We start from the raw sequence: 20,999 nt of genomic DNA on the forward strand, positions 1-20,999 counted from the left end.
GCGAAGGGAGTACGAATGCCGGCGCACACGCGCGGACGACTGGCCGTCATCGGCGGGGGCGTCATCGGACTCGCGGTGGCCCGTCGCGCCGCGCTCGACGGATGGGCCACGCGGGTCCACCGGACAGAGCAACCCGGCGCGTCGTGGGTCGCCGGTGGGATGCTCGCCCCGCACAGCGAAGGGTGGCCCGGCGAGGAACAGTTGCTCACGCTCGGGCTCGAATCGCTGCGACTGTGGCACGAACAGTTCCTCGGCAGTCTCCCCGCTCAGGTGGTGACCGCGCGCGAATCCCTGGTGGTCGCCGTCGACCAGGCCGACGCCGCGGACCTCAGGACGGTCGCCGCGTGGCTGTGCGCGCAGGGCCATCCGGTGACGCCGACGACCTCGGCCCGTGACCTGGAACCTCTTCTCGCGCAGGGAATCCGGCACGGATTCAGTGCCGACACCGAGCTCGCGGTGGACAATCGCGCGGTGGTCGCCGCGCTGGCCGAGCAGTGTGAACGCCTCGACGTGCGGTGGGCGCCGCCCGTGGACTCGCTGGCGGAGACCGCGGACGCCGACGCCGTGGTGATCGCCAACGGCATCGACGCGCCCGCGCTGTGGCCGGGTCTGCCCGTGCGCCCGGTCAAGGGTGAGGTGCTCCGGTTGCGCTGGCGCCGTGGATGTCTGCCGGTTCCGCGCCGCGTCGTGCGGGCCCGGGTGCGGGGACGGCAGGTGTACGTCGTGCCGCGCCCCGACGGGGTGGTGGTCGGCGCCACCCAGTACGAACACGGCCGCGACACCGCGCCGACGGTCGGGGGTGTGCGCGATCTGCTCGACGATGCGTGTGCGGTGATGCCCGGGCTGGGGGAGTACGAATTCGCCGAGGCGGCTGCGGGTCTGCGGCCGATGACGCCGGACAACCTGCCGCTCGTCAGCAGGCTCGACGAGCGCACGCTGGTCGCGGCGGGACACGGCCGGTCGGGTTTTCTGCTGGCGCCGTGGACGGTGGAGAAGATCGCCGCCGAGCTGGAAGGAGCGATGGTCATGGAGGTCGCCGAATGAAGGTCACATGCAACGACGAAGCGGTCGAGGTCGACGACGGCACCACCGTCACGCAGCTGCTGGGCCTGCTCGGTATCCCCGAGAAGGGCATCGCGGTCGCGGTGGACTGGGCGGTGATCCCACGCTCCCACTGGGACACCGCGCTGACCGACGGCGCCAAGGTGGAAGTGGTCACGGCGGTGCAGGGTGGCTGAGTTCGGCACCGGCAAGCTGTCCATCGCGGGCCGGGAGTTCGGCTCGCGGCTGATCCTCGGCACCGGCGGCGCGGCCAACCTCGCGGTGCTCGAGGCCGCGCTCGTGGCGTCGGGCACCGAACTGACCACCGTCGCCATGCGGCGCATCGACGCCGACGGGGGCACCGGTGTGCTGGATCTGCTCACCAGGCTGGGCATCACCCCGCTGCCCAACACCGCGGGGTGTCGAGGTGCGGCCGAGGCGGTGATGACCGCGCAGCTGGCCCGCGAGGCGCTGCAGACGAACTGGGTCAAGCTCGAGGTGATCGCCGACGAGCGCACGCTGCTGCCCGATGCGGTCGAACTCGTCAGGGCCGCAGAGCAACTGGTCGACGACGGATTCGCCGTGCTGCCCTACACCAACGACGACCCGGTGCTGGCCCGCCGGCTGGAGGCGACCGGGTGTGTCGCGGTCATGCCGCTCGGCTCGCCGATCGGCACCGGGCTGGGGATCGCCAACCCGCACAACATCGAGATGATCGTGGACAGCGCGCAGGTGCCGGTGATCCTGGACGCGGGCATCGGCACCGCCAGCGACGCCGCGCTGGCGATGGAACTCGGTTGCGACGCCGTGCTTCTCGCCTCCGCCGTCACCCGCGCCGCCGATCCGGCGGCGATGGCCGCCGCGATGTCGGCGGCGGTGCGGGCCGGGCATCTGGCCCGGCACGCCGGCCGGATCCCGAAGAGGTTCTGGGCGCACGCGAGCAGCCCGGCATTCGAGTGAACAGGTATGTGGCCCTGGGCAGTTCGATGGCCGCCGGACCGGGCATCGGGCCGCGGGCGCCGGGATCACCCCGCGCGGCAGGACGATCGGCGCGCAACTATCCGCATCTTGTCGCCGACGCGCTCGGCCTCGACCTGGTCGACGTCACGTACTCCGGTGCGACGACGGCGCACGTGCTCACGGAGTCCCAGCGCGGCGTCCCGCCGCAGATTCGGGCCCTCGACGGCAGCGAGTCGCTGGTGACGGTGACCATCGGCGGCAACGACGCCGGCTACGTGCCGATGCTGTTCGCGGCGGGACTGCCGCGGCTGCTGCGGGCGGTGCCCGTGCTCGGCGGCCGGTTACGCGAACTGCTCGACCCGTCCGCGCGATACGTCGCGCTGGCCGAGATCGGTGCGGCGCTGATCGAGGTGGGTCGCGAGATCCGGCGACGCGCTCCGAAGGCGACCGTGCTGTTCGTGGACTATCTGACGCTGGTGCCGGCGACCGGCGACGCACCGCCGCTGCGACCCGCCGACCTCGCGCTGGGCAGACACATCGCCGAGACCCTCCGGCAGCTCACCGCCGACGCGGCGCAGGCCACCGGGTGCGGACTCGTCCAGGCCGCCGACGCGAGCCGCGAGCACCACGCATGGTCCGCGCACCCGTGGACCACCAGATTCGGGTTTCCGGTCCCGGGCCGGCCCGCGCCGCTGCACCCCAACGCCGACGGCATGCGCGCCGTCGCCGATCTCGTGATCGCCGAGGTGTCGCGATGATCGAACTCGACGCGTTGACGAAGGTGTTCGGATCGGGCCGGGACGGACGGGCTCCCGCCGTCGACGGATTGACGTGCACGATCGAACCCGGCGTGGTGACCGGTTTCCTGGGCCCCAACGGCGCCGGGAAGACCACCACCATGCGCATGATCCTCGGCCTGGACCGTCCGACGTCGGGCACCGCGACCATCGACGGCAGGACCTACCGGCAACTGGCCGAGCCGCTGCGCACGGTCGGCGCGCTGCTCGACGCGAAGCAGGTCCACCCGAACCGCACGGTGCGCAACCATCTGCGCTGGATCGCCGCGACGCACCGGATCGCGTCCCGACGCGTCGACGACGTGGTCGACATGGTCGGGCTGTCCGCGGTGGCCGGGTCACGCGCGGGCACCCTGTCGCTCGGGATGAGCCAGCGTCTCGGCATCGCGGCTGCGCTCATCGGGGACCCACCGGTGCTGTTGTTCGACGAACCGGTCAACGGCCTCGACCCCGAGGGCATCCACTGGGTCCGCACCCTGATGCGCACCCTGGCCGCCGAGGGTCGCACCGTGCTGGTGTCCAGTCACCTGCTCGCGGAGATGGCCGAGACGGCCGACCGGCTGGTGGTGATCGGCAGGGGCCGCCTGATCGCGTCGACGACGGTGGCCGAGTTCATCGGAGGCGCAGACGGCGCGGCGGTGCGGGTGCGCAGTCCGCGCCTCGACGACCTGGCCGTCGCCCTGGCGGCCGCCGGCATGGCGGTGGTCCGGGACGGGGCGGCACTGACGGTGCGGCACACGACCACCGACGCCGTCGGCGAACTGGCTGCGACCCATTCCATCCCGCTGCACGAGCTGACCGGTCAGCAGGTGTCGCTGGAGCAGGCCTACCTGGCCGTCACCGACGACGCCACCGAGTACCGGGGCAGGACCCGATGATCCGGACCGCGGCCCGCGCCGTCGACGCGGAGCGCATCAAGCTGCTGACCCTGCGCTCCCCGCTGTGGGCGGCCGCGGCCGCGGCGGTGCTCAGCTTCGCGCTGGCCGCGTTGCAGGCATCGGTGTCCTACGGCTACGCCGCCATGCCCGTGTCGACGGCCGCGATGGGTGTCGCGGTGTTCGGCGTGCCGGTGCTGATGGTCGTCGCGGCGATGACCGTCACGGGGGAGTACCGCAGCGGTCTGATCGCGACGACGTTCACGGCGATCCCGCGTCGGACCCTGGTGGTGTGCGCCAAAGCCGTTGTCGCCGCCGCCTTCTCGGTGGTGGCTTCGGCGGTGATGGTGTTCGGGTCGGTGATGGTGGCGCGCGCGGCGGCAGCTCCCGGCGTCGCGGCCGGTCTGACCGTGTCGGCGACGATGCGTTTCGCGGCGGCGATCGCGGTCTATGCCGCGCTGACCGCGGTCCTCGGCGTCGGGGTCGCCGTGCTGCTGCGCCACACGGCCGGCGCGGTGACCGTGCTGCTGCTCTGGCCCCTGCTGATCGAACCGCTGTTGGGGAACCTGCCCGGCCGCAGTGTGGAGATCGGCCCGTATCTGCCGTTCGCCAACGTGTTCCGCTTCCTGGACGTGCAATGGCTCTTCCCGGAGTATCCGATGCACTGGGGGACTCTCGGTTCGCTCGGCTACTTCGCCGCGGTGGTCGGCGTCGTGTTCGCCGCGGGACTGGTCATGGTGAACCGCCGCGACGCCTAGCATGGCTGCTCATGACGGACCCGCAGACGCTGACGCTCACGCTGCCCCACCTGACCGTGACGGCGCTGTCCTGGGGACCCCCCGACGGACGGCTGGTGTTGTGCCTGCACGGATTCCCCGACAGCGCCTGGGGATGGCGTAAGTTCGCGCCGAGACTCGCCGAACACGGGTTCCGGGTCGTCGCCCCGTTCAGCCGCGGCTACGCGCCCACGGGGCCGGCGCCCGACGGTGACTACCACATCGGTGCGCTGATGTACGACGCGCTGGCGGTGCATCGCGAACTGGGGGCACCCGACGACGCGGTCCTCATCGGCCACGATTGGGGCGGGTTCACCGCGGCCGGCATCGCCGCATACCCCGATTCGCCCTTCGCCGAACACATTACGATGGCCGTCGCGCCGATCGGCGCCGTCAACAGGACCCGCGGGCCGCTCACCCGCCAGCTCGCGCTGCTGCCCAAGCAGCTGCGCAACAGCTGGTACATCATGTTCTTCCAGCTTCCCGAACTGCCCGAGCGCCTGCTGCCCCGGGTCATCCCGAGGTTGTGGCGGGACTGGGGACCGCAGGGCTACGACACCGGCGCCGAGTTGGCGGACGCGTTGGCCGCCCTGCCCAGCCCGGCCCACCGCCGGGCCGCGGTGGCGTACTACCGCGCGATGGTGCGTCCGTCGAAGCCGTCGGCCCGGTACGCCGACCTGCACAGGTGGTGCTTCGACGTACCGAGGGTCCCGATCCTGCACCTGCAGGGCGAACTGGACGGCGCGATGGAGGCCGAGTACGCCGCACCGATCGCGACGGCCCTGCCGGCGGGCAGCCGCGTCCGCATCATCGACGAGGCAGGACATTTCCTGCAGATCGAGCGACCGCAGGTCACCGCGGACGCTGTCCTGGACTATCTCGGTGACCGTCGCGGGCCGCGCTAACGTGGTGGCCGTGACCCGGAGAAGAGTTGCGGCTGTGCTGGCCGTCGCCGTACTGGCCGTCGCCGGCTGCGGACGTGAGACCGCCCCGGCCCCCCAGCCGCAGCCGGACCCGACCCCGGCAGGAGAATTCGCCGACGAACTGTCGGGCAAGGTCACCGCCGACGCGATGATGACCCACCTGACCAGACTGCAGGAGATCGCCGACGCCAACGGCGGCAACCGCGCGCTGGGCAGCCCCGGATACCGGGAGAGCGTCGACTACGTCGCCGATATCCTGCGGGACAAGGGATTCGACGTCGATACGCAGGACTTCGTCGTGAAGATCCCGTGGGCCGACGAACCGTCTCTGACGGTTGCGGGCAACAAGGTCGAGGCACGGCCGATGATGTACACGATCGGCACCGACGGCGACGGGGTCTCCGGACCGATCGTGGTCGCGAAGTCCGAGGACACCCCGGGCTGCACCGCGGACGACTACGACGGTCTGCCGGTCGACGGTGCGATCGTCCTCGTCGACCGCGGTTCCTGCCCGTTCGGCGGCAAACAGGCGATCGCGGCGGAACGCGGAGCGGTGGCCCTGATCGTGGCCAACAACGAGGACGGTGACGAGTTCGGCGGCGGGACCCTCGGTGGCGACACCGACGTCAAGATCCCGGTCGTCGGCGTCACCAGGGAAGCCGGTGAGCAGTTGCGCCGGGAGCCCGGTGCACCCGCCGTGCTCAACCTCAACGCGGGCGTGCGCGTCGAACGGACGCAGAACGTGATCGCCCAGACCACAACGGGTTCGACGGCCGACGTGGTGATGCTCGGCGCCCACCTCGACAGCGTTTCCGAGGGCCCGGGGATCAACGACAACGGCTCCGGGGTGGCCGCGATTCTGGAGACCGCGGTGCAGCTCGGTGGCGCACCCGAGGTGGCCAACGCCGTGCGGTTCGCGTTCTGGGGCGCAGAGGAGGACGGGCTGCGTGGTTCGAACAACTACGTCGGCACCCTCGACACCGAGACGCTGAAGGACATTGCGCTGTACCTCAATTTCGACATGCTCGGTTCGCCGAACCCGGGATACTTCACCTATGACGGCAACCAGTCGACGGCGCCGGATCCGCGGATCGGCGTGCCGCGGGTGCCCGAGGGGTCGGCCGGCATCGAACGCACGCTGGCCGCATACCTCGACCGGGCCGGAAAACCAGCCCGGGACACCTCGTTCGACGGCAGGTCCGACTACGACGCGTTCACCAAGGCCGGGGTGCCCGCCGGCGGGCTCTTCTCGGGGGCGGAGGCGAAGATGTCCTCTGAGGAGGCGGAGCTGTGGGGCGGTGAGGCGGACCAGCCCTTCGACCCCAACTACCACAAGGCCTCCGACACCCTGGAGCACATCGACCGTACGGCGTTGCAGATCCACGGCAGGGGGGTCGCCTACGCAGCCGGGCTGTACGCGCAGGATCAGCGCGGCCGCAACGGCATTCCGGTGCGTGAGGACCGCACCCGGCACCAGTTGACCGGCCCGTGAACATCCGACGGTACGCCGCCGCGTTCCTCGCGCTCGCCGTGTCGATCGCGGGGTGCGCCCCGGCCGAGTCTCCGCCGGCGCCGGACTGGGGTCCGGAGCTCGCGAAACGGGTGGTGATCGACAACGTCTACGGCCATCTGGTCACACTGCAGGAGATCGCCGACGCCCATGACGGGAACCGTGCCGACGGCTCACCGGGATATCAAGCCAGCGTCGACTACGTGGCACAAGCGCTGCGCGACAAGGGATTCGACGTGCAGACACCGGAGTTCGAGAGATTGTCGGGTTCTCGCGGCGGTGCGCCCGCGCTGACGGTGGCCGGTCGGGGCTTCCGCGTCGAGCAGGCGTCGCTGAAGATCACCACACCGCCCGGCGGGCTCAGGGCTATCACGCTGCGGCCGCGCAGACCGGCCGGCTGCACCGCCGCCGACTACCGCGAGGTGTCGGTCGACAAGGCGATCGCGGTGGTCGACGACAGCGGTTGTTCGGTCGTCCAGAAGCAGCGGGTGGCCGTCGGGGAAGGCGCGGTCGGCGTGCTCGTCGTCAGCGCGGCCACGCCGTCGCGGCCGGTGGGCGCTCCGCCGACGTTGTTCACCCCCGGCTACTACAACGACCTGACGGTGCCCGTCGGCGTGATCGACCCGACCGCGGACGCGGCGCTGCGCCGCACGGAGGCACCCGTCACGCTGGTGCTCGACAACAAGCCGGTGATGACCACGTCGCGAAACGTCATCGCGCAGACCAGAACCGGCGACCCCGGCAACATCGTGATGGTCGGCGCCCACCTCGACAGCGCGGCGTCCGGTCCGGGTATCAACGACAACGGCTCCGGCGTGGCCGCGGTGCTGGAGACCGCGCTGCAACTCGGTGCGCAGCCGCAGACCGCCAACGCGGTGCGCTTCGCGTTCTGGGGCGCCGAAGAGATCTCACTGGACGGTTCGAAGGCGTATCTGCGCTCGCTGGAGCGTGATCAGCTCAACGACATCGCGCTGTACCTGAACTTCGACATGCTGGGCTCGATCAACGCCGGCTACTTCACCGACGACGGCGACCAGTCCACCCAGATGGAGCCCGATTTCGTTGTCGCTCCCGAAGGTTCGGCCGGAATCGAGCGGACACTCGCCGGCAGTCTGCTGCTGGCCGGTGTGCGCCCGGCCGACATCCCCCTGATGCGCACCACCGACTACGCACCGTTCCTGGCTGCGGGCATCCCGGTCGGCGGGCTCACCACGGGGTCGTCCCAGCGCAAGACCGAGGTGCAGGCCCGGTTGTGGGGCGGCGAAGCCGGTGTGCCGTTCGACCCGAACTACCACACGCGACGCGACGACATCGACAACGTGGACCGCACGGCACTCGGGCGGATGGCATCGTCGGCGGCCTTCGCCGTCGGCACGTATGCCGACGCCCTCGACGGTGTCAACGGGGTTCCGGAGCGGGACCGGCGGGATCGGCGTACACCGTAGAGGGTCGCTCGCGACCCGGCCGGAAGCCCAGCAGCCGCATTCCGTGGTAGATCAGCAGCGCGGCGATCGACCCCAGCGCGATCCCGGTGAACGTCAGACTGCCTGCGCTCCAAGTGAAGTCGGCGATCCCGATGACCAGGGGGATCGCCGCGGTCATCTGATTGACCGGCTTGGAGAAGTCGACGTGGTTGGTCAGCCAGATGCGGATGCCGATGATGCCGACCAGGCCGTAGAGCACCACGGTCGCTCCGCCGAGCACCCCGGCCGGGATGGCGGCGATGACCGCACCGACCTTGGGGCACAACGACAACACGATCGCGACGAACGCGGCGATCCAGTACGGCGCCGTCGAGTACACGCGGGTCGCGGCCATCACGCCGATGTTCTCGGCGTAGGTCGTCGTCGCCGATCCGCCGCCGAACCCGGCCAGTGTCGTCGCGACGCCGTCGGCCGCCAGCGCACGGCCGGTGAGCGGGTCCATGTCCCGTTTGGTCATCTGGCCGACGGACTTCACGTGACCGATGTTCTCCGCGACCAGCGCGACGACCGCCGGAAGGAACAGCGGCAGCACCGACAGCGTGAACGTCGGCGCCTGGAAGTCGGGCAGACCGATCCACGCCGCGGCCGCGATGCCGGAGGTGTCGACCTCCCCCAGGAAGACCGCCAGCAGGTAACCGGCCGCGACGGCGACGAAGATCGCCAGCCGCCCGAGAAGGCCGCGGAACGCCGCGAGCACCACGACCAGCAGCACCAACGTCACGAACCCGAGCAGCGGCCCCTGCTCGAAGTTGTTCTTCGCCGCCGGCGCGAGATTGAACCCGATCAGCGCGACGATCGCGCCCGTCACGACGGGAGGGAGGGTGATGTCGATCCAGCGCGTGCCGGCCACATGCACGACAGCGCCGATGATGATGAGAAGCACGCCGACGGCGATGATCCCGCCCAGCGCACTCCCTGTGCCGTGTGACGCCGTCGCCGCGGTGACCGGGGCGATGACCGAGAAGCTCGACCCGAGGTAGCTCGGCAGCCGGTTCCCGGTGATCAGCAGGAACAGGATCGTGCCGACGCCGGAGAACAGCAGCGTCGTCGCGGGCGGAAAGCCGGTGAGCACCGGCACCAGGAACGTCGCGCCGAACATCGCGACGACGTGCTGGGCGCCCAGGCCGAGTGTGCTCGGCCAGCTCAGCCGCTCGTCGGGCGCGACCACGAAATCCGGGTCCGTCGTCGAATCCACGCGCTTCCAGGTGAGTGTCACGGGAGAACTACACACCACGGCGGAGGGCGCCGCCAGTTGTATAGGCCAACATCCCGACCAGCACCACGGCCGCGCCCGCCAGGACCGACACCGGCGGAAGGGTGAACGCCAGCACCACGCAGCCGATCAGGCCGACCGCCGGCACCAGCCGAGCCCTCGGCGTCGCGGTCAACGTCCACGCCGACGCGTTGGCCACCGCGTAGTACAGCAGCACGCCGAACGACGAGAAACCGATGGCGCTGCGCACATCGACGACGGCCGCGACGACGGCGACCACCACCCCGACGGCCACCTCGGCGCGCTGCGGGGTGCCGTGGCCGGGGTGGACGTGTGCCAGCGGGTGGGGGAGGTGGCGGTCGCGGGCCATCGCGAGCGTCGTGCGCGACACCCCGAGCAGCAGCGCCAGCAGCGCCCCGAGGGCCGCCAGCGCCGCCCCGACCGCGACCACCGGTGCCAGCGCGGGGAATCCGGCGGCGCGCACGGCGTCGGCCAGCGGCGCGTCGGCGGTGGCCAGACCCGTGCTGCCGAGCTGGGCCAGCACCGCGACCGCGACCACCGCGTACGTCAGCAGCGCGATCACCAGCGCCAGACCGATGGCGCGGGGGATGGTGCGGGCCGGGTCGCGCACCTCCTCGCCGAGCGTCGCGATCCGCGCGTACCCGGCGAACGCGAAGAACAGCAGACCCGCCGCCTGCAGGACGCCGTACGCGTCGACGTCGGGTCCCAGGGCGAGCCGGGACGCGTCGACGTCGCCGGAGCCGAACACGACGACCACCACCATCGTGAGCACGCCGAGCACCAGCGCGACGATCACCCGCGTCAGCGTCGCCGACCGTTGCACCCCCGCGTAGCTCACCGCGGTGAGCGCGACCACCGACCCGACCGCGACGGCGTTGGCGTACGCCGGCCACACGTAGTACCCGACGGTCAACGCCATCGCCGCACACGATGCGGTCTTGCCGACGATGAAACTCCACCCCGCGGTGTGCCCCCAGAACGGTCCGAGGCGCTCGCGGCCGTATACGTAGGTTCCGCCCGATTCCGGATAGCGGGCGGCCAGCCGTGCCGAGGACATCGCGTTGCACACCGCGATCAGCGCGGCGACGGCGAGTCCGACCAGTAGACCGGTGCCCGCGGCGGCCGCGGCGGGGGCGAGCGCGACGAAGATCCCCGCGCCGATCATCGAGCCCAGACCGAGCGTGACCGTGTCGAAGGTGCCGAGCCGTCGCCGCATCACCGAGTCCTCGGGCGGGGTCACCGCGCCACGATATCGTGTCCAGGTGGCGCACTCCGCCGAGGACAACGGCATTCGACGTCGGCCCAAGGACCGAAAAGCGCAGATCGCGCGCGCATCGGCGGAGGCGTTCAGTGAACTCGGCTACCACGGCGTAAGCATGGAGATGATCGCGTCGCGCGTGGGGATCTCGGCCGCGGCGCTCTACCGCCACTACGCCGGCAAGTACGAGCTCTTCCGCGACGCCGTGCTCAACCTCGGCCAGCAGCTCGTCGACGGCACCGCGGGCATCGACGGCGACGACCCCGAGGTGGTCCTCGCCCGGCTGGTGTCCGCGCTGATCGACATCGCCCTGGCCAATCGAAGCTCGGGCGGCCTGTACCGGTGGGAGCGTCGATACCTGCGCGGCGACGACCAGGCCGAGCTGCTGCAGCAGCTGCGGACGGTGCACCACCGCCTGCAGACCCCCGTGTCCGTGCTGCGTCCGGAGCTGACCGCCCGGCAGCGCTCCACGTTGTCGACCGCGGTGCTCTCGATCGTCGGAAGCATCGTCGACCACCGCGCGAAACTGCCTGCGGCACAGATACACCGGGTGCTGACGCAGGTCGCGCGGGCGATCCTGGCCACCGAGCTACCCGACGCCGCACCACCGGCGACACCCGCACCGGCCGCCGAACGCATCCGGTCCGCCGCGGAATCGTCCAAGTACGAAGCACTTCTGGCCGAATCGATGCGGCTGTTCAACCTCAACGGGTACCGCGACACCAGCATGGAGGAGATCGCGTCGGCGGTCGGGATGCCGGCATCGGGCATCTACAAGTACTTCTCGGGCAAGAACGACATCCTGGCGGCCATCTTCCGCCGTGCCTCCGACCGGGTGTCGGCGGAGACGGCCGAGATCGTCTCGACAGTGCCCGATCCGCAGGAGGCGCTGGCCGCGGTGATCGACGCGTACGTGACGCGGGCGTTCGGCCAACCCGAGATGGAGAGCCTGTACTACAGCGAGCGTCTCAACATGTCGCCGTCGGACCAGCGCATTGTGCGGGACCTGCAGCGATCGACCGTGGAATCGTGGGTCGAACTGGTGGCCGCGGTGCGGCCGGACTGGACCCCCGGGGAGGCCCGCTTCGCGGTGCACGCGGCGATGGCGCTGGTCATCGATGTCGGACGCCTGGTGCACTACGCCGCGTCCGACGAGGCCCGTGACACCGTGGAAGGGCTTGTGGACGCGGCGCTGCGGGGTAGCTACCGGTTACGGGCGACGTTGCCCAGCATGTAGATCAGGTAGACCGCCAGGCCGATCAGGGCGAACTTGCGGGTCTTCGGTGAGGCGATGCCGAGCCCGACAGCGGTCTCGATGGCGCCGTCGATGTACACGTGCTGCCGCGTGTCGGTCGGGAAGGCCTGCTTGGTGAGGTCTTCGTACAGGTGCGGGGCGACGAAGTGAGAGAGGCCGGTGCCGGCGAGGGCGAGACCGGCGATGGTGGCGGCACGTGAGTTTTCGTTGGACACAGGCGGAGCCTAGCCGAACGAATAGTCGGTGACCGGGAACTCGGAAGCCTCCCTGATGGCCGTCTGTGTGGACGTGGGGCGCAACAGGGTGGGCTCCCCGGCGGGGTTGAAGTAGTACGAGCGGGCGCTCGCGCAGTCGCCGATCGTGAACAACGAATTTCCGAGCAGATCGGTCATGCGGTCGAGAAACTCCGCATTGGCCTGCTCGGTGACCTCGAATGTCGTTGCGCCTCTTCGATGCACCTCGCCGAACAGCCGATCCATGTGGCGCATCTGGTATTCCATGGTGTTGAAGAAATTCAACCCGATGAAGGCGTAGGGGCTCGCGAGCGACAGATAGTTCGGGAAGTGCGGTATCGAGACACCCTGGTAGGCCTGGAATCTGGTCTCGCGCCACCACTTCCCGAGGTTGCGGCCGTTGCGTCCGATGACCTCGATGGCCGGGAAGTTCGCCTCCCACAAGTCGAAACCGGTGGCCAGGACCAGAGTGTCGATGACGGTCTTGGTGCCGTCGCCCGCGACGATGCCGTCGGCCTCGACGCGGGCGATGCCGGTGTCCTGCAGGTGCACGTGCGGTTTCGTGAACGTGCGGTAGTAGCTGTTGGAGAACGTGGGTCGTTTGCAGCCGAAGTCGTAGTCGGGCGTGAGCCGGCGCCGCAGGTCCTTGTCGCGGATCGTCACGAAGCGGTGGATCTTCGCCAGATCGGACGCGGAGATGTTGAACCGGCCCCGGAACGTGCCGTAGTGGCGGACGGCCACCGAGACCATGACCTCGTAGAGGCTGTCGGTCAACCGCTTAATCAGTCGCTGGGTCAACGGAACCCGGGCGAAAAGCCGCTTGGCCCGTTCGGAGAAGCGGAAATCGACCTTGGGCACCACCCAGATCGGGGTGCGCTGGAACACCGTCAGATCGGCGGACTTCTTCGCCAACTCGGGGATGAGTTGCACGGCCGTCGCGCCGGTGCCGATGACGGCGATCTTCTCGCCGGACGGGTCGTAGGAGTCGTCCCACGCGGTGGTGTGGATGACCCGGCCCTCGAACTCTGTGATGCCGGGGATGTCGGGCATGTGCGGCTGGGACAGGAACCCGGTGGCGGTCAGCAGGTACCGCGAGGACAGCGTCGTGCCGTCGGCGAGGTTCACCCGCCACAGCGTGGCGTCCTCGTCCCAACGGGCGCCGTCGACGGTGACGCCGAACCGGATGTGGCGGCGGACGTCGTACTTGTCGGCGACGTCGTCGGCGTACTGCTTGATCTCATCGCCCGTGGAGAACAGCCGCGACCAGTTCGGGTTCGGCTCGAAGAAGTACGAGTAGGTGGTCGTCGGCACATCCACGGCCAGCCCGGGATAGTGGTTGACGTACCACGTTCCGCCCAGATCGTCCTCGCGGTCGAGGATGACGAAGTTCTCGATCCCGGACCGCTTGAGCTGGATCGCCGCACCGATTCCCGCGAATCCTGCACCCACGATGACCGCGTCGAATTGCTCCGAAGTCATGCGAAGACGGTACCCGAGGTACCGGGGAACTCACCAAACCCGGGCATCAACCCCGGATGGATCCGGTGCGCGGAGGGTCGAGTGTTGCGATGCAGGTCACAGCCCGATCGCCGTTGTCCCAGGTCTCCGCGGTGGGGTAGAGGACGTAGAGCTGAACCGACTCGTCGAGCATCGACTGCGGCGAGTACGCGACGAGCTCCGGACTGCATCTCTCGTGGTAGGCCTCGACCTCGGCCTGGCCCGGGAAGTCGCCGTCGGGCATCATCAGCACCGCGAAGACCTCGCCGGCGTGCGGTTCCTCGCAGCTGATCGTCTTGACGGTCAGAACACGCTCCCCGTCGGGGATCTCGGCGAGGCAGTCACCGACCTTGACGTCGGTGGCGGTGACCCGGTCGCTGTTGGCGGCGAGCACCAGGAAGACGGCGATGCCGACGGTCCACACCGCCGCCAGCACGATGCCGGCGATGGCCATGCCGCGGCCGCTCCGGTACTGCTTGGCCTTGATCAACCCGACGACACCGCACACGAGGGCGATCAGAACGCCGCCGATCACGCCGAAGATCAGCGAGACGATGGCCCACCAGTTGGTTCTCGGGGCCTCCCCGAGGGACGGATCCGAGGGATCGTTCGGGTAGGGCAGCGGCGGTGGCGGCGGGTAGGGCTGGCCGTACGCGGGCTGGCCGTACTGGGGTTCGCCGTACTGGGGCTGGCCGTAGGGCGGCGGCGGCCCCCACGGCGGCCCTGGCGGCGGAGGTACGGTCACGCTGCGACGATAGCTCAGCCGAGCAGGCGAAGGGCCGCGTCGACCGCGAGCGCGGGGACGTCGAGCTTCTTCGAGCCGAGGTCGTGGCGGGCGCCGGTCACCTCGACGATCTCGACGGGGGCGCCGATCAGCGCCGCGGCGGGACGGAGCTCGTCCAGGGTGCCGAACGGATCGGCGGTGCCGTGGGTGAAGACCGTCGGGACCGTGATCCGCGGCAGGTGCTCGGTGCGGGCGCGCTCGGGCTTGCCGGGCGGATGCAGCGGATAGGAGAACAGCGTCAGGACGTCCAGCGCGAGGCCGTCGGCGACCGCCATGGACGTCATCCGGCCCCCGTAGGAGTGGCCACCCGCGAGGACGGGACCGTCGACGAGGGCGCGGACGGTGGCGACCGCCTCGACGATGCCGGCGATATCGGCGGCCGACGATCCCGACGGCGGCCCCTTGGGGCGTCGACGCCGGTACGGCAGGTTGTAGCGCACCGCGAGGAACCCGCGGCGGGCCCACTCGTCGCACAGTGCCACGAGCATCGGGGACTCGCGGCTTCCGCCGGCCCCGTGGGTCAGGGCGACTGCTCCGCGCGGTGTGCCGTCGGGGTGGTGGGACACACCGGCGATGGCGTCGATCTCTGTGGGGCTCGTCGAGGTCATGGGGCCAATCGGAACAGCGCCGATACCGGGCCGTGCCCCTGGCCCAGCGGATAGGCCGAGCGGATGCATTCGGTCACCCATCGCTTGGCGAACGCCACCGCGTCGGGCACCGAATAGCCGTGTGCGAGTGCGCTGGCCGTGGCGGCGGCCAGGGTGTCACCGGCGCCGTGGTCGTGGGTGGTGTCGATGCGCGTGGAGTCGAACCGGTGGAAGTCGGTGCCGTCGAACAGAAGGTCGGGGCTCTGCGCCGACGAGCGCAGGTGCCCACCCTTGACCAGCGCCCACTTCGGGCCGAGCGCGTGCAGTGCCCGGGCGGCGTCGCGCTGGGAGTCCTCGTCGACGACCTCTATGCCGGTAAGCAGGCCGACCTCGTCGAGATTCGGTGTCACGAGGGTCGCGAGCGGAAAGAGCTTCTCCTTGAGGGCATTCAGCGCGCTGGGATGCAGCAGCGGGTCGCCGTGCATGGAGGCGCAGACGGGATCCACGATCAGCGGAACGGTACCGGAGAGGCCCTGCGCGACCCAGGTGTCGGCGATGGTCTCGATGATCTCGGAGGAGGCGAGCATGCCGGTCTTGGCCGCCTGGAGTCCGATGTCGGAGGCGACGGCCTCGATTTGGCCTGCGATGACATCGAGCGGGATCTCGTGGAAACCCTTGACCCCCAGGGAGTTCTGCACTGTCACGGCGGTGACGGCGACGAGGCTGTGCACGCCGAGGAGTGCGAAGGTCCGCATGTCGGCCTGGATTCCGGCACCCCCACCGGAGTCGGACCCCGCGATCGTCAGCACCCGCAGCGGGGTCTGACCGGCGGGGGTCAACGGCAGGAAGCTCGATGTCGTGGCGGTGGTGGAATGGGTCATCTCGGTTCTCCCTACGCCGGCATTACCCGGTCAGGTTCGTACGGTCGACGGGACCACCCGTCCTCTCAGCGCGCTCGGTGTGCGCTCCCGCGTGTTGGCGGTTGCCACGCTAGCGCAGTCGCGGGGCGCGGGGAACGCCGACGTGCTGTCCGGTGTCGCTTCAGAACAGCGCACCGCGCACGAAGAAGTGTTCCAGGTTCCTGGTAATGATCGCTCCTGCCGGTAAGCGTGCGGCGATCTCCAGGTTCTCGTCGGCGACGTCCTCGGCCCACGCCACCGGCCAGCCGCCGTCGCCGAGGCTGGTCTCGAACGCGAGGACGAGATCGTCGCGGGTCATTGCGGACTCCACGACCATCGCGGTGGTGGTGGCTCGATGCGAAGCGGCTCCGGCGAAGCCGCGGCCGCACCCGCACGGACCTTCGGGATCGCGACGATCGCGGTCGCAGGGTTCCTGCACCCAGACGAGTTCACGCTCGATGCAGAAGTGGTAGTCACCAGGGTGGGTGCCCTGTGTATGGCCGGTCGCCACAAGGATTTTCATCGTCTCTCCTAGAAGGGTGGGTCGTTGCCGCGTGGTCCGTCGGCGCGTTCTGCAGCGTTGCGCCGCCGCTGGGCGGTGATGTAGACGGCGCGGCTGTGGTCGCGGGTCTTCGCGCGGCGGGGCATCATGGCGCCGCGCCATTCACGGATCGGGACCTGGGGTGGGTCGCCGGTCCAGAGGGTGGCGGTGGGTTTGCAGAGGGTGGGGAAGAGCAGGCGGCTGCCGGGGTGGGTGATGTAGGTGTGGCCGGTTGGGCTGGTCCAGGTGATGGTGCCGTCGGGGTGTTGGCGGTCGTGCCAGCCGCCGGGTCCGGTCCAGAACGTTTTCAGCAGGTGGTGAAAACGGCACAGGCATTTGAGGTTTGACGCGTGGGTGGGTCCGACGGGGTGGGCGACGGTGTGGTCGATGTCGGCCTCGGTGGCCGGTGTGTCGCAGCCGGGGAAGCGGCAGGTCAGGTCGCGGCAGCGGATGAAGTCGGCCAGCGCGGTGGAGGGGGTGTAGCGGGGTTCGGGTCCGGCCTGGCCGGGGTGGATGATCTCGCGGATCTTGGCGCCGTCGAGCAGGGCGTCGTCGAGCAGGGCGTCGAACAGTGGGGCGGGCATGAACCCGGACCCGAACAGGTAGCCCGAACGGCCGGGCAGGAGTGTGGGCTTGGAGCGGCGCGGCTTCGGTGGGGGCGTCGCGGGCTGCGCGTCAACGGCACCGGCATCGGCGTCGGTCGCGTCGCCTCGCGGTTCTTCACTCGCGGCGTTCGCGGTGGTTTGGTCGGTGAGGGCGTAGACGGTGAGTTCGCGTGGGGGTCGGGGGTTGGTGGCGGCGTCGCAGTCGGTGTGGCCGCAGCGGCAGGCCAGGGTGGTGATGCCGTGGAAGAGGGCGGTGAGGGCGTCGTTGCGGCGTTCGTCGAGGGTGCGGGGGTCGTTGTCGCAGACGCTGTAGGCCATCGTGGTCAGGGTGCGGTGTCCGGCGGCGGCGTCGCCGGCGAACATGCGCGCCCAGACGGTGGTGTATCCGGGCGCATCGCCGGGGTTGCCGATCTCGATCGTGCGGCCCACGTCGTGTTGACGGCTTTGGCGCACGGCGTCGGGGTCGTGGCGTTCGACGATGTGGTCGATGGCGGCTTCGGTTTTCTTGGCCGACTGTGGTCCCCAGTGCAGGATGTCGGCGGCCAGGTCGGCGTCGACGGCGGCGATGAGTTCGGGGTCGGTGATCAGGTCGGTGCGGGTGATGATGGCCCGGACCAGCAGTTCACTGAGGAGCCCGGCCAGGAACAAGGCCCCTACTTTGGGGAGGCGGTCGCGCAGGACGACGGCCCGGTAGGTCTGGTGGGTGGCCAGGCCCTGGGTGATGGTGACTGCGGCGGCGATTTCGGCGGCCACGGCGGCGTCGGGGTCGACCCACCAGTTCAGCCGGTCTTCGGGGGCCAGGTCGACCCGGCGGGTGAACAGTTCGGCCATCACGGCCAGCTTGCGGGCACAGACCGCGTTCTCCGCGCGCGCGGCGGCGCCCGCGGCGTCGACGAGTTCGGCATCCGAGAGCCCGGCCAGGGAGGCGGGCTCAGGAACCAAACTATCGAACATGTGTGGCGCTCCTAGTGTTCTAGTGGGCGCTTTTCTGCTGTTCAAAGATATTTCATGCTGCGGCGCAAGGGCTCTGGGCGTGTCGGCGTGGAGATGAAGGACGCGCACGCGGCAGGGCTCTAGGTTTCGGGGTTACCACACCAACCTCAACCAGAGGACCGATCCGCGTGCGCGTCAGTACTGCATTTAACCGTCTTCTCCAGATCCCTGGAGCATGGGTCGACAAGGTCGTCATCGGCGACCGCGACGTCGAGGTCACCTTGCGATCCAAGAGCAGGTTGCTGAACTGTCCGTGCGGTCAACGCGTCAGTGCCGGCTATGACCGACGCCAGCGGCGCTGGAGGCATCTCGATCTCGCCAGTCACCGGCTGTGGCTGATCTATGACATTCGCCGATTAAGCTGCCCAAACTGCGGAGTACGCACCGAGGAAGTCCCATGGAGTCGCCCCGGGGCGCGCCACACCCGCGACTTCGAGGACACCGTGCTGTGGCTAGCGACCCGAACCGACCGCACCTCGGTGGCGACGTTGCTGCGCTGTTCCTGGGAGACGGTCACCGCCATCATCAACCGCACCGTCGATGAACTGCTCGATGAACGTCGACTCGGTGAGATCTACCGCATCGGCGTCGACGAGATCTGCTACCGCCACCCGCACAAATACCTGACCATCATCGGCGACCATGCCACCGGCACCGTCATCGATATCCAACCCGGCCGTGGCGTCGACTCGCTGACCACGTTCTACGACAAGCTCACCGACGAGCAGCGCGCAGACATCGAAGCAGTCTCCATGGACGGCTCTACCGCATTTCGCTCCGCGACCGAAGACAAACTGCCCGACGCGACGATCTGTTACGACCCTTTCCACGTCATGCAATGGACCAACCGGGCGCTCGACGAGGTGTTCGCCGCTGCCATGACCACCAACCGAGCCGACTTCAACATGTCCTCAGGCCAATGGCGCAAAACCCGCACCGCATTGAGGACCGGCGCCGAGCGACTCAACTCCGCCCGCGGTCACCTCGTTGAAACCATCACCGCACAGAACCACGACATTGGCACCGCCTGGAGAATGAAAGAGCAACTACGACAACTCTTTCGAATTACACACCCCGCACGAGCACCACGGTATCTCCGACGCTGGATCCGCCGCGCGGCCGACAGCGGCATCCGTCCCCTCATTCAACTGGCCCGCCGCCTCGAACTGCACTTCGACGGCATCATCAACACCATCAAACTCGGCATCAGCAACGCCCTCATTGAAGGCATCAACGCCAAAATCCGCCTCATCAACGCACGCGGCTACGGCCACCACTCCGCCAAAGCCCTGACCTCAATGATCTACCTCTGCCTCGGCGGCCTGAACCCTCAACTACCCACAAGAACATGAGGAGTCGCACATGTGTTCGAGTATAGACGGGCTGACCGACAGGTCGGGGCACTACTTTCTGCCACCGACCGATCAAATCCTGCCATTGGAATTATCCGCCTGAACTGCGGGTTTAAGCAGTCAGATCATCAAGATCACCACAGGAAACAGTCGAAACCGCGCGATCCGCTCCACGGCTCCGACCCGACACAGGGAAGAGCAGACAATGTCGAAACTCACTATCACCACCGCCGTCGCCGCAGCGTTGACCGCAGGGGTCCTCGGGCTCTCCGCCCCGGCCCTGGCTGCCCCGACCGGAGGCGACGCCCAGGCCACCATCAGCCAGCTGGAAGCCCAGGGCAACCGGGTCATCGTCCACAAGCTCGCCGACGTCGACCTCGACGAGGCCACCGTCGTCGGCATCAACCGCGGTGCCCCGATCCGCGGCACGGTCCAGGACTACGCCAACGACCGCACCTACCAGAACACCATCACCGGCTACGTCTACTACGTGAACGTCCGTTGAGCGGCGAATGAGGCAGACGTCCGCTGAGCGGCGAACGAGAAAGGCGCCCCTGCGGGGGCGCCTTTCTCATGTCCGCAGATCGACGACGACCGGTGCGTGGTCGCTGGGGGAGCCCACCCGGTTCTTGCCGGTCTTGCGCTCGTCGCGAGCGATCTCGGCATGGGTCACGAGCTCGGCCAGTGTGGGCGAGCCCAGGATGAAATCGATCCGCATGCCACGGTTCTTCGGGAACCGCAGCTGCGTGTAGTCCCAGTACGTGAAGGTTCCCGGTCCCGGCGTGAAAGGCCGTACCACGTCGGTGAACCCGGCGTCGACGATCGCGTTGAAGGCGGCGCGCTCGGGAGCGGTGACGTGGGTGCTCTCCGAGAACAGTGAGATGTCCCAGACGTCGTCGTCGACCGGGGCGATGTTCCAGTCCCCGACCAAGGCCACAGGCGTCGACGGGTCGTCGGTCAACCAGCCCTGCGCGGTGTTACGAAGTGCGGCAAGCCATTTCAGCTTGTAGGTGTAGTGGGGTGAATCGATGGAGCGCCCGTTCGGGACGTAGAGGCTCCACACCCGGACACCGCCGCAGGTCGCTCCGAGGGCCCGCGCCTCGGCGGCCGCCTCCGCCTCGGGCTTGTCGCTCCATGTCGGCTGACCTTCGAACCCGACCTCCACGGCGTCGATGCCGACCCTGGACGCGATCGCGACACCGTTCCACTGGCTGAAGCCGCAGTGCACGACGTCGTAACCCAGCGCTGCGAATGGCATGGTGGGGAACTGCTCGTCGGAGCATTTCGTCTCCTGCATCGCCAGCACATCCACGTCGGCGCGCTCAAGCCAGTCGGTGACGCGGTCGACCCGGGCGCGAATCGAGTTGACGTTCCAGGTAGCCAGACGCATGGGCT

The 20,999-nt window shown here is 69.2% G+C and carries 22 protein-coding genes; 12 read left to right on the top strand and 10 right to left on the bottom strand.

Annotation, left to right across the window (positions count from 1 at the left end; translation table 11 throughout):
* Nucleotides 1-15 precede the first annotated feature (15 nt).
* From thiO to DYE23_RS02995, 9 genes are read left to right on the top strand one after another with little or no spacing between them, the layout of a single operon-like run.
* A complete protein-coding gene (gene thiO, locus DYE23_RS02955) occupies nucleotides 16-1,044 on the top strand; it encodes a glycine oxidase ThiO (RefSeq protein WP_115326451.1) in 1,029 nt (342 codons plus the stop codon).
* The gene (thiS, locus tag DYE23_RS02960) at nucleotides 1,041-1,238 is read left to right on the top strand and encodes a sulfur carrier protein ThiS (protein WP_011891198.1); all 198 of its coding nucleotides are present in this window, start codon (nucleotides 1,041-1,043) and stop codon (nucleotides 1,236-1,238) included. Before thiO ends, thiS begins: the two co-directional genes overlap by 4 nt.
* Complete coding sequence (locus tag DYE23_RS02965; RefSeq protein WP_115326452.1) at nucleotides 1,231-2,001, top strand: thiazole synthase; 771 nt, start codon at nucleotides 1,231-1,233, stop codon at nucleotides 1,999-2,001. The genes thiS and DYE23_RS02965 overlap by 8 nt, the downstream gene beginning before the upstream one ends.
* Nucleotides 1,998-2,759, top strand: coding sequence for an SGNH/GDSL hydrolase family protein (locus DYE23_RS02970; protein WP_115326453.1), 762 nt, complete (start codon nucleotides 1,998-2,000; stop codon nucleotides 2,757-2,759). The genes DYE23_RS02965 and DYE23_RS02970 overlap by 4 nt, the downstream gene beginning before the upstream one ends.
* Entirely contained in the window at nucleotides 2,756-3,676 is a 921-nt protein-coding gene (locus DYE23_RS02975; RefSeq protein ID WP_115326454.1) for an ABC transporter ATP-binding protein, read from the top strand. The genes DYE23_RS02970 and DYE23_RS02975 overlap by 4 nt, the downstream gene beginning before the upstream one ends.
* On the top strand, nucleotides 3,673-4,431 hold the full coding sequence (locus tag DYE23_RS02980) for an ABC transporter permease (RefSeq protein ID WP_011891194.1): 759 nt from the start codon (nucleotides 3,673-3,675) through the stop codon (nucleotides 4,429-4,431). Before DYE23_RS02975 ends, DYE23_RS02980 begins: the two co-directional genes overlap by 4 nt.
* A gap of 11 nt (nucleotides 4,432-4,442) precedes the next feature.
* Nucleotides 4,443-5,354 carry an alpha/beta fold hydrolase gene (locus DYE23_RS02985; RefSeq protein WP_115326455.1) on the top strand — a complete coding sequence of 304 codons (912 nt, stop codon included), beginning with the start codon at nucleotides 4,443-4,445 and terminating at the stop codon, nucleotides 5,352-5,354.
* Between the two features lie 10 nt (nucleotides 5,355-5,364).
* Nucleotides 5,365-6,864, top strand: a complete 1,500-nt coding sequence (locus DYE23_RS02990; RefSeq protein WP_172527695.1) for a M28 family metallopeptidase — start codon at nucleotides 5,365-5,367, stop codon at nucleotides 6,862-6,864.
* Nucleotides 6,861-8,327: a M28 family metallopeptidase gene (locus DYE23_RS02995; RefSeq protein ID WP_115326457.1), complete on the top strand. Its 1,467-nt coding sequence runs from the start codon at nucleotides 6,861-6,863 to the stop codon at nucleotides 8,325-8,327. Before DYE23_RS02990 ends, DYE23_RS02995 begins: the two co-directional genes overlap by 4 nt.
* Here DYE23_RS02995 and DYE23_RS03000 read toward each other — a convergent pair.
* Both DYE23_RS03000 and DYE23_RS03005 read right to left on the bottom strand, forming a co-directional pair.
* The gene (locus DYE23_RS03000; RefSeq protein WP_115326458.1) at nucleotides 8,281-9,582 is read right to left on the bottom strand and encodes a uracil-xanthine permease family protein; all 1,302 of its coding nucleotides are present in this window, start codon (nucleotides 9,580-9,582) and stop codon (nucleotides 8,281-8,283) included. The two genes, DYE23_RS02995 and DYE23_RS03000, sit on opposite strands and share 47 nt — an antisense overlap.
* A gap of 7 nt (nucleotides 9,583-9,589) precedes the next feature.
* A complete protein-coding gene (locus tag DYE23_RS03005; protein WP_115326459.1) occupies nucleotides 9,590-10,816 on the bottom strand; it encodes an APC family permease in 1,227 nt (408 codons plus the stop codon).
* 46 nt (nucleotides 10,817-10,862) lie between these two features.
* Between DYE23_RS03005 and DYE23_RS03010 the strand changes: the two genes are divergently transcribed.
* Nucleotides 10,863-12,095: a TetR/AcrR family transcriptional regulator gene (locus DYE23_RS03010; RefSeq protein WP_115328848.1), complete on the top strand. Its 1,233-nt coding sequence runs from the start codon at nucleotides 10,863-10,865 to the stop codon at nucleotides 12,093-12,095.
* Here the strand turns inward: DYE23_RS03010 and DYE23_RS03015 are convergent.
* The 7 genes from DYE23_RS03015 to DYE23_RS03045 form a co-directional block, all read right to left on the bottom strand.
* Nucleotides 12,062-12,328: a DoxX-related protein gene (locus DYE23_RS03015; protein WP_115326460.1), complete on the bottom strand. Its 267-nt coding sequence runs from the start codon at nucleotides 12,326-12,328 to the stop codon at nucleotides 12,062-12,064. The genes DYE23_RS03010 and DYE23_RS03015 overlap by 34 nt on opposite strands.
* A gap of 9 nt (nucleotides 12,329-12,337) precedes the next feature.
* Nucleotides 12,338-13,825 (bottom strand): flavin-containing monooxygenase, encoded by a 1,488-nt coding sequence (locus DYE23_RS03020; protein ID WP_115326461.1) that lies wholly within the window; start codon nucleotides 13,823-13,825, stop codon nucleotides 12,338-12,340.
* 46 nt (nucleotides 13,826-13,871) lie between these two features.
* Nucleotides 13,872-14,588, bottom strand: coding sequence for a DUF4190 domain-containing protein (locus DYE23_RS03025; RefSeq protein ID WP_115326462.1), 717 nt, complete (start codon nucleotides 14,586-14,588; stop codon nucleotides 13,872-13,874).
* Between the two features lie 14 nt (nucleotides 14,589-14,602).
* Nucleotides 14,603-15,235: an alpha/beta hydrolase family protein gene (locus DYE23_RS03030; RefSeq protein ID WP_115326463.1), complete on the bottom strand. Its 633-nt coding sequence runs from the start codon at nucleotides 15,233-15,235 to the stop codon at nucleotides 14,603-14,605.
* Nucleotides 15,232-16,095: a bifunctional hydroxymethylpyrimidine kinase/phosphomethylpyrimidine kinase gene (gene thiD / locus DYE23_RS03035; RefSeq protein WP_115328849.1), complete on the bottom strand. Its 864-nt coding sequence runs from the start codon at nucleotides 16,093-16,095 to the stop codon at nucleotides 15,232-15,234. Before thiD ends, DYE23_RS03030 begins: the two co-directional genes overlap by 4 nt.
* Before the next feature lie 160 nt (nucleotides 16,096-16,255).
* Nucleotides 16,256-16,636 carry a DUF7715 family protein gene (locus DYE23_RS03040; protein ID WP_115326464.1) on the bottom strand — a complete coding sequence of 127 codons (381 nt, stop codon included), beginning with the start codon at nucleotides 16,634-16,636 and terminating at the stop codon, nucleotides 16,256-16,258.
* A gap of 8 nt (nucleotides 16,637-16,644) precedes the next feature.
* Nucleotides 16,645-18,213 carry an HNH endonuclease signature motif containing protein gene (locus DYE23_RS03045; protein ID WP_115326465.1) on the bottom strand — a complete coding sequence of 523 codons (1,569 nt, stop codon included), beginning with the start codon at nucleotides 18,211-18,213 and terminating at the stop codon, nucleotides 16,645-16,647.
* 167 nt (nucleotides 18,214-18,380) lie between these two features.
* Between DYE23_RS03045 and DYE23_RS03050 the strand changes: the two genes are divergently transcribed.
* Complete coding sequence (locus tag DYE23_RS03050) at nucleotides 18,381-19,604, top strand: ISL3 family transposase (RefSeq protein ID WP_115326466.1); 1,224 nt, start codon at nucleotides 18,381-18,383, stop codon at nucleotides 19,602-19,604.
* Between the two features lie 205 nt (nucleotides 19,605-19,809).
* The gene (locus tag DYE23_RS03055) at nucleotides 19,810-20,109 is read left to right on the top strand and encodes a hypothetical protein (RefSeq protein WP_013470567.1); all 300 of its coding nucleotides are present in this window, start codon (nucleotides 19,810-19,812) and stop codon (nucleotides 20,107-20,109) included.
* 66 nt (nucleotides 20,110-20,175) lie between these two features.
* On the opposite strand, the gene DYE23_RS03060 is transcribed toward DYE23_RS03055, so the two are convergent.
* Nucleotides 20,176-20,994, bottom strand: coding sequence for an exodeoxyribonuclease III (locus DYE23_RS03060; protein WP_115326467.1), 819 nt, complete (start codon nucleotides 20,992-20,994; stop codon nucleotides 20,176-20,178).
* Between the last annotated feature and the right edge of the window lie 5 nt (nucleotides 20,995-20,999).

The sequence above is a fragment of the Mycolicibacterium gilvum genome, assembly GCF_900454025.1.
GTDB classification, from domain to species: Bacteria; Actinomycetota; Actinomycetes; order Mycobacteriales; family Mycobacteriaceae; genus Mycobacterium; species Mycobacterium gilvum.

Bases quoted from the DNA above. Each gene is read 5' to 3' on its own strand.
- thiO (WP_115326451.1), top strand. From the start codon at position 16: ATGCCGGCGCACACGCGCGGACGACTGGCCGTCATCGGCGGGGGCGTC.
- thiS (WP_011891198.1), top strand. From the start codon at position 1,041: ATGAAGGTCACATGCAACGACGAAGCGGTCGAGGTCGACGACGGCACC.
- DYE23_RS02975 (WP_115326454.1), top strand. From the start codon at position 2,756: ATGATCGAACTCGACGCGTTGACGAAGGTGTTCGGATCGGGCCGGGAC.
- DYE23_RS02980 (WP_011891194.1), top strand. From the start codon at position 3,673: ATGATCCGGACCGCGGCCCGCGCCGTCGACGCGGAGCGCATCAAGCTG.
- DYE23_RS02985 (WP_115326455.1), top strand. From the start codon at position 4,443: ATGACGGACCCGCAGACGCTGACGCTCACGCTGCCCCACCTGACCGTG.
- DYE23_RS03005 (WP_115326459.1), bottom strand. From the start codon at position 10,816: ATGCGGCGACGGCTCGGCACCTTCGACACGGTCACGCTCGGTCTGGGC.
- DYE23_RS03020 (WP_115326461.1), bottom strand. From the start codon at position 13,825: ATGACTTCGGAGCAATTCGACGCGGTCATCGTGGGTGCAGGATTCGCG.
- DYE23_RS03030 (WP_115326463.1), bottom strand. From the start codon at position 15,235: ATGACCTCGACGAGCCCCACAGAGATCGACGCCATCGCCGGTGTGTCC.
- thiD (WP_115328849.1), bottom strand. From the start codon at position 16,095: ATGACCCATTCCACCACCGCCACGACATCGAGCTTCCTGCCGTTGACC.
- DYE23_RS03040 (WP_115326464.1), bottom strand. From the start codon at position 16,636: ATGAAAATCCTTGTGGCGACCGGCCATACACAGGGCACCCACCCTGGT.
- DYE23_RS03045 (WP_115326465.1), bottom strand. From the start codon at position 18,213: ATGTTCGATAGTTTGGTTCCTGAGCCCGCCTCCCTGGCCGGGCTCTCG.
- DYE23_RS03055 (WP_013470567.1), top strand. From the start codon at position 19,810: ATGTCGAAACTCACTATCACCACCGCCGTCGCCGCAGCGTTGACCGCA.
- DYE23_RS03060 (WP_115326467.1), bottom strand. From the start codon at position 20,994: ATGCGTCTGGCTACCTGGAACGTCAACTCGATTCGCGCCCGGGTCGAC.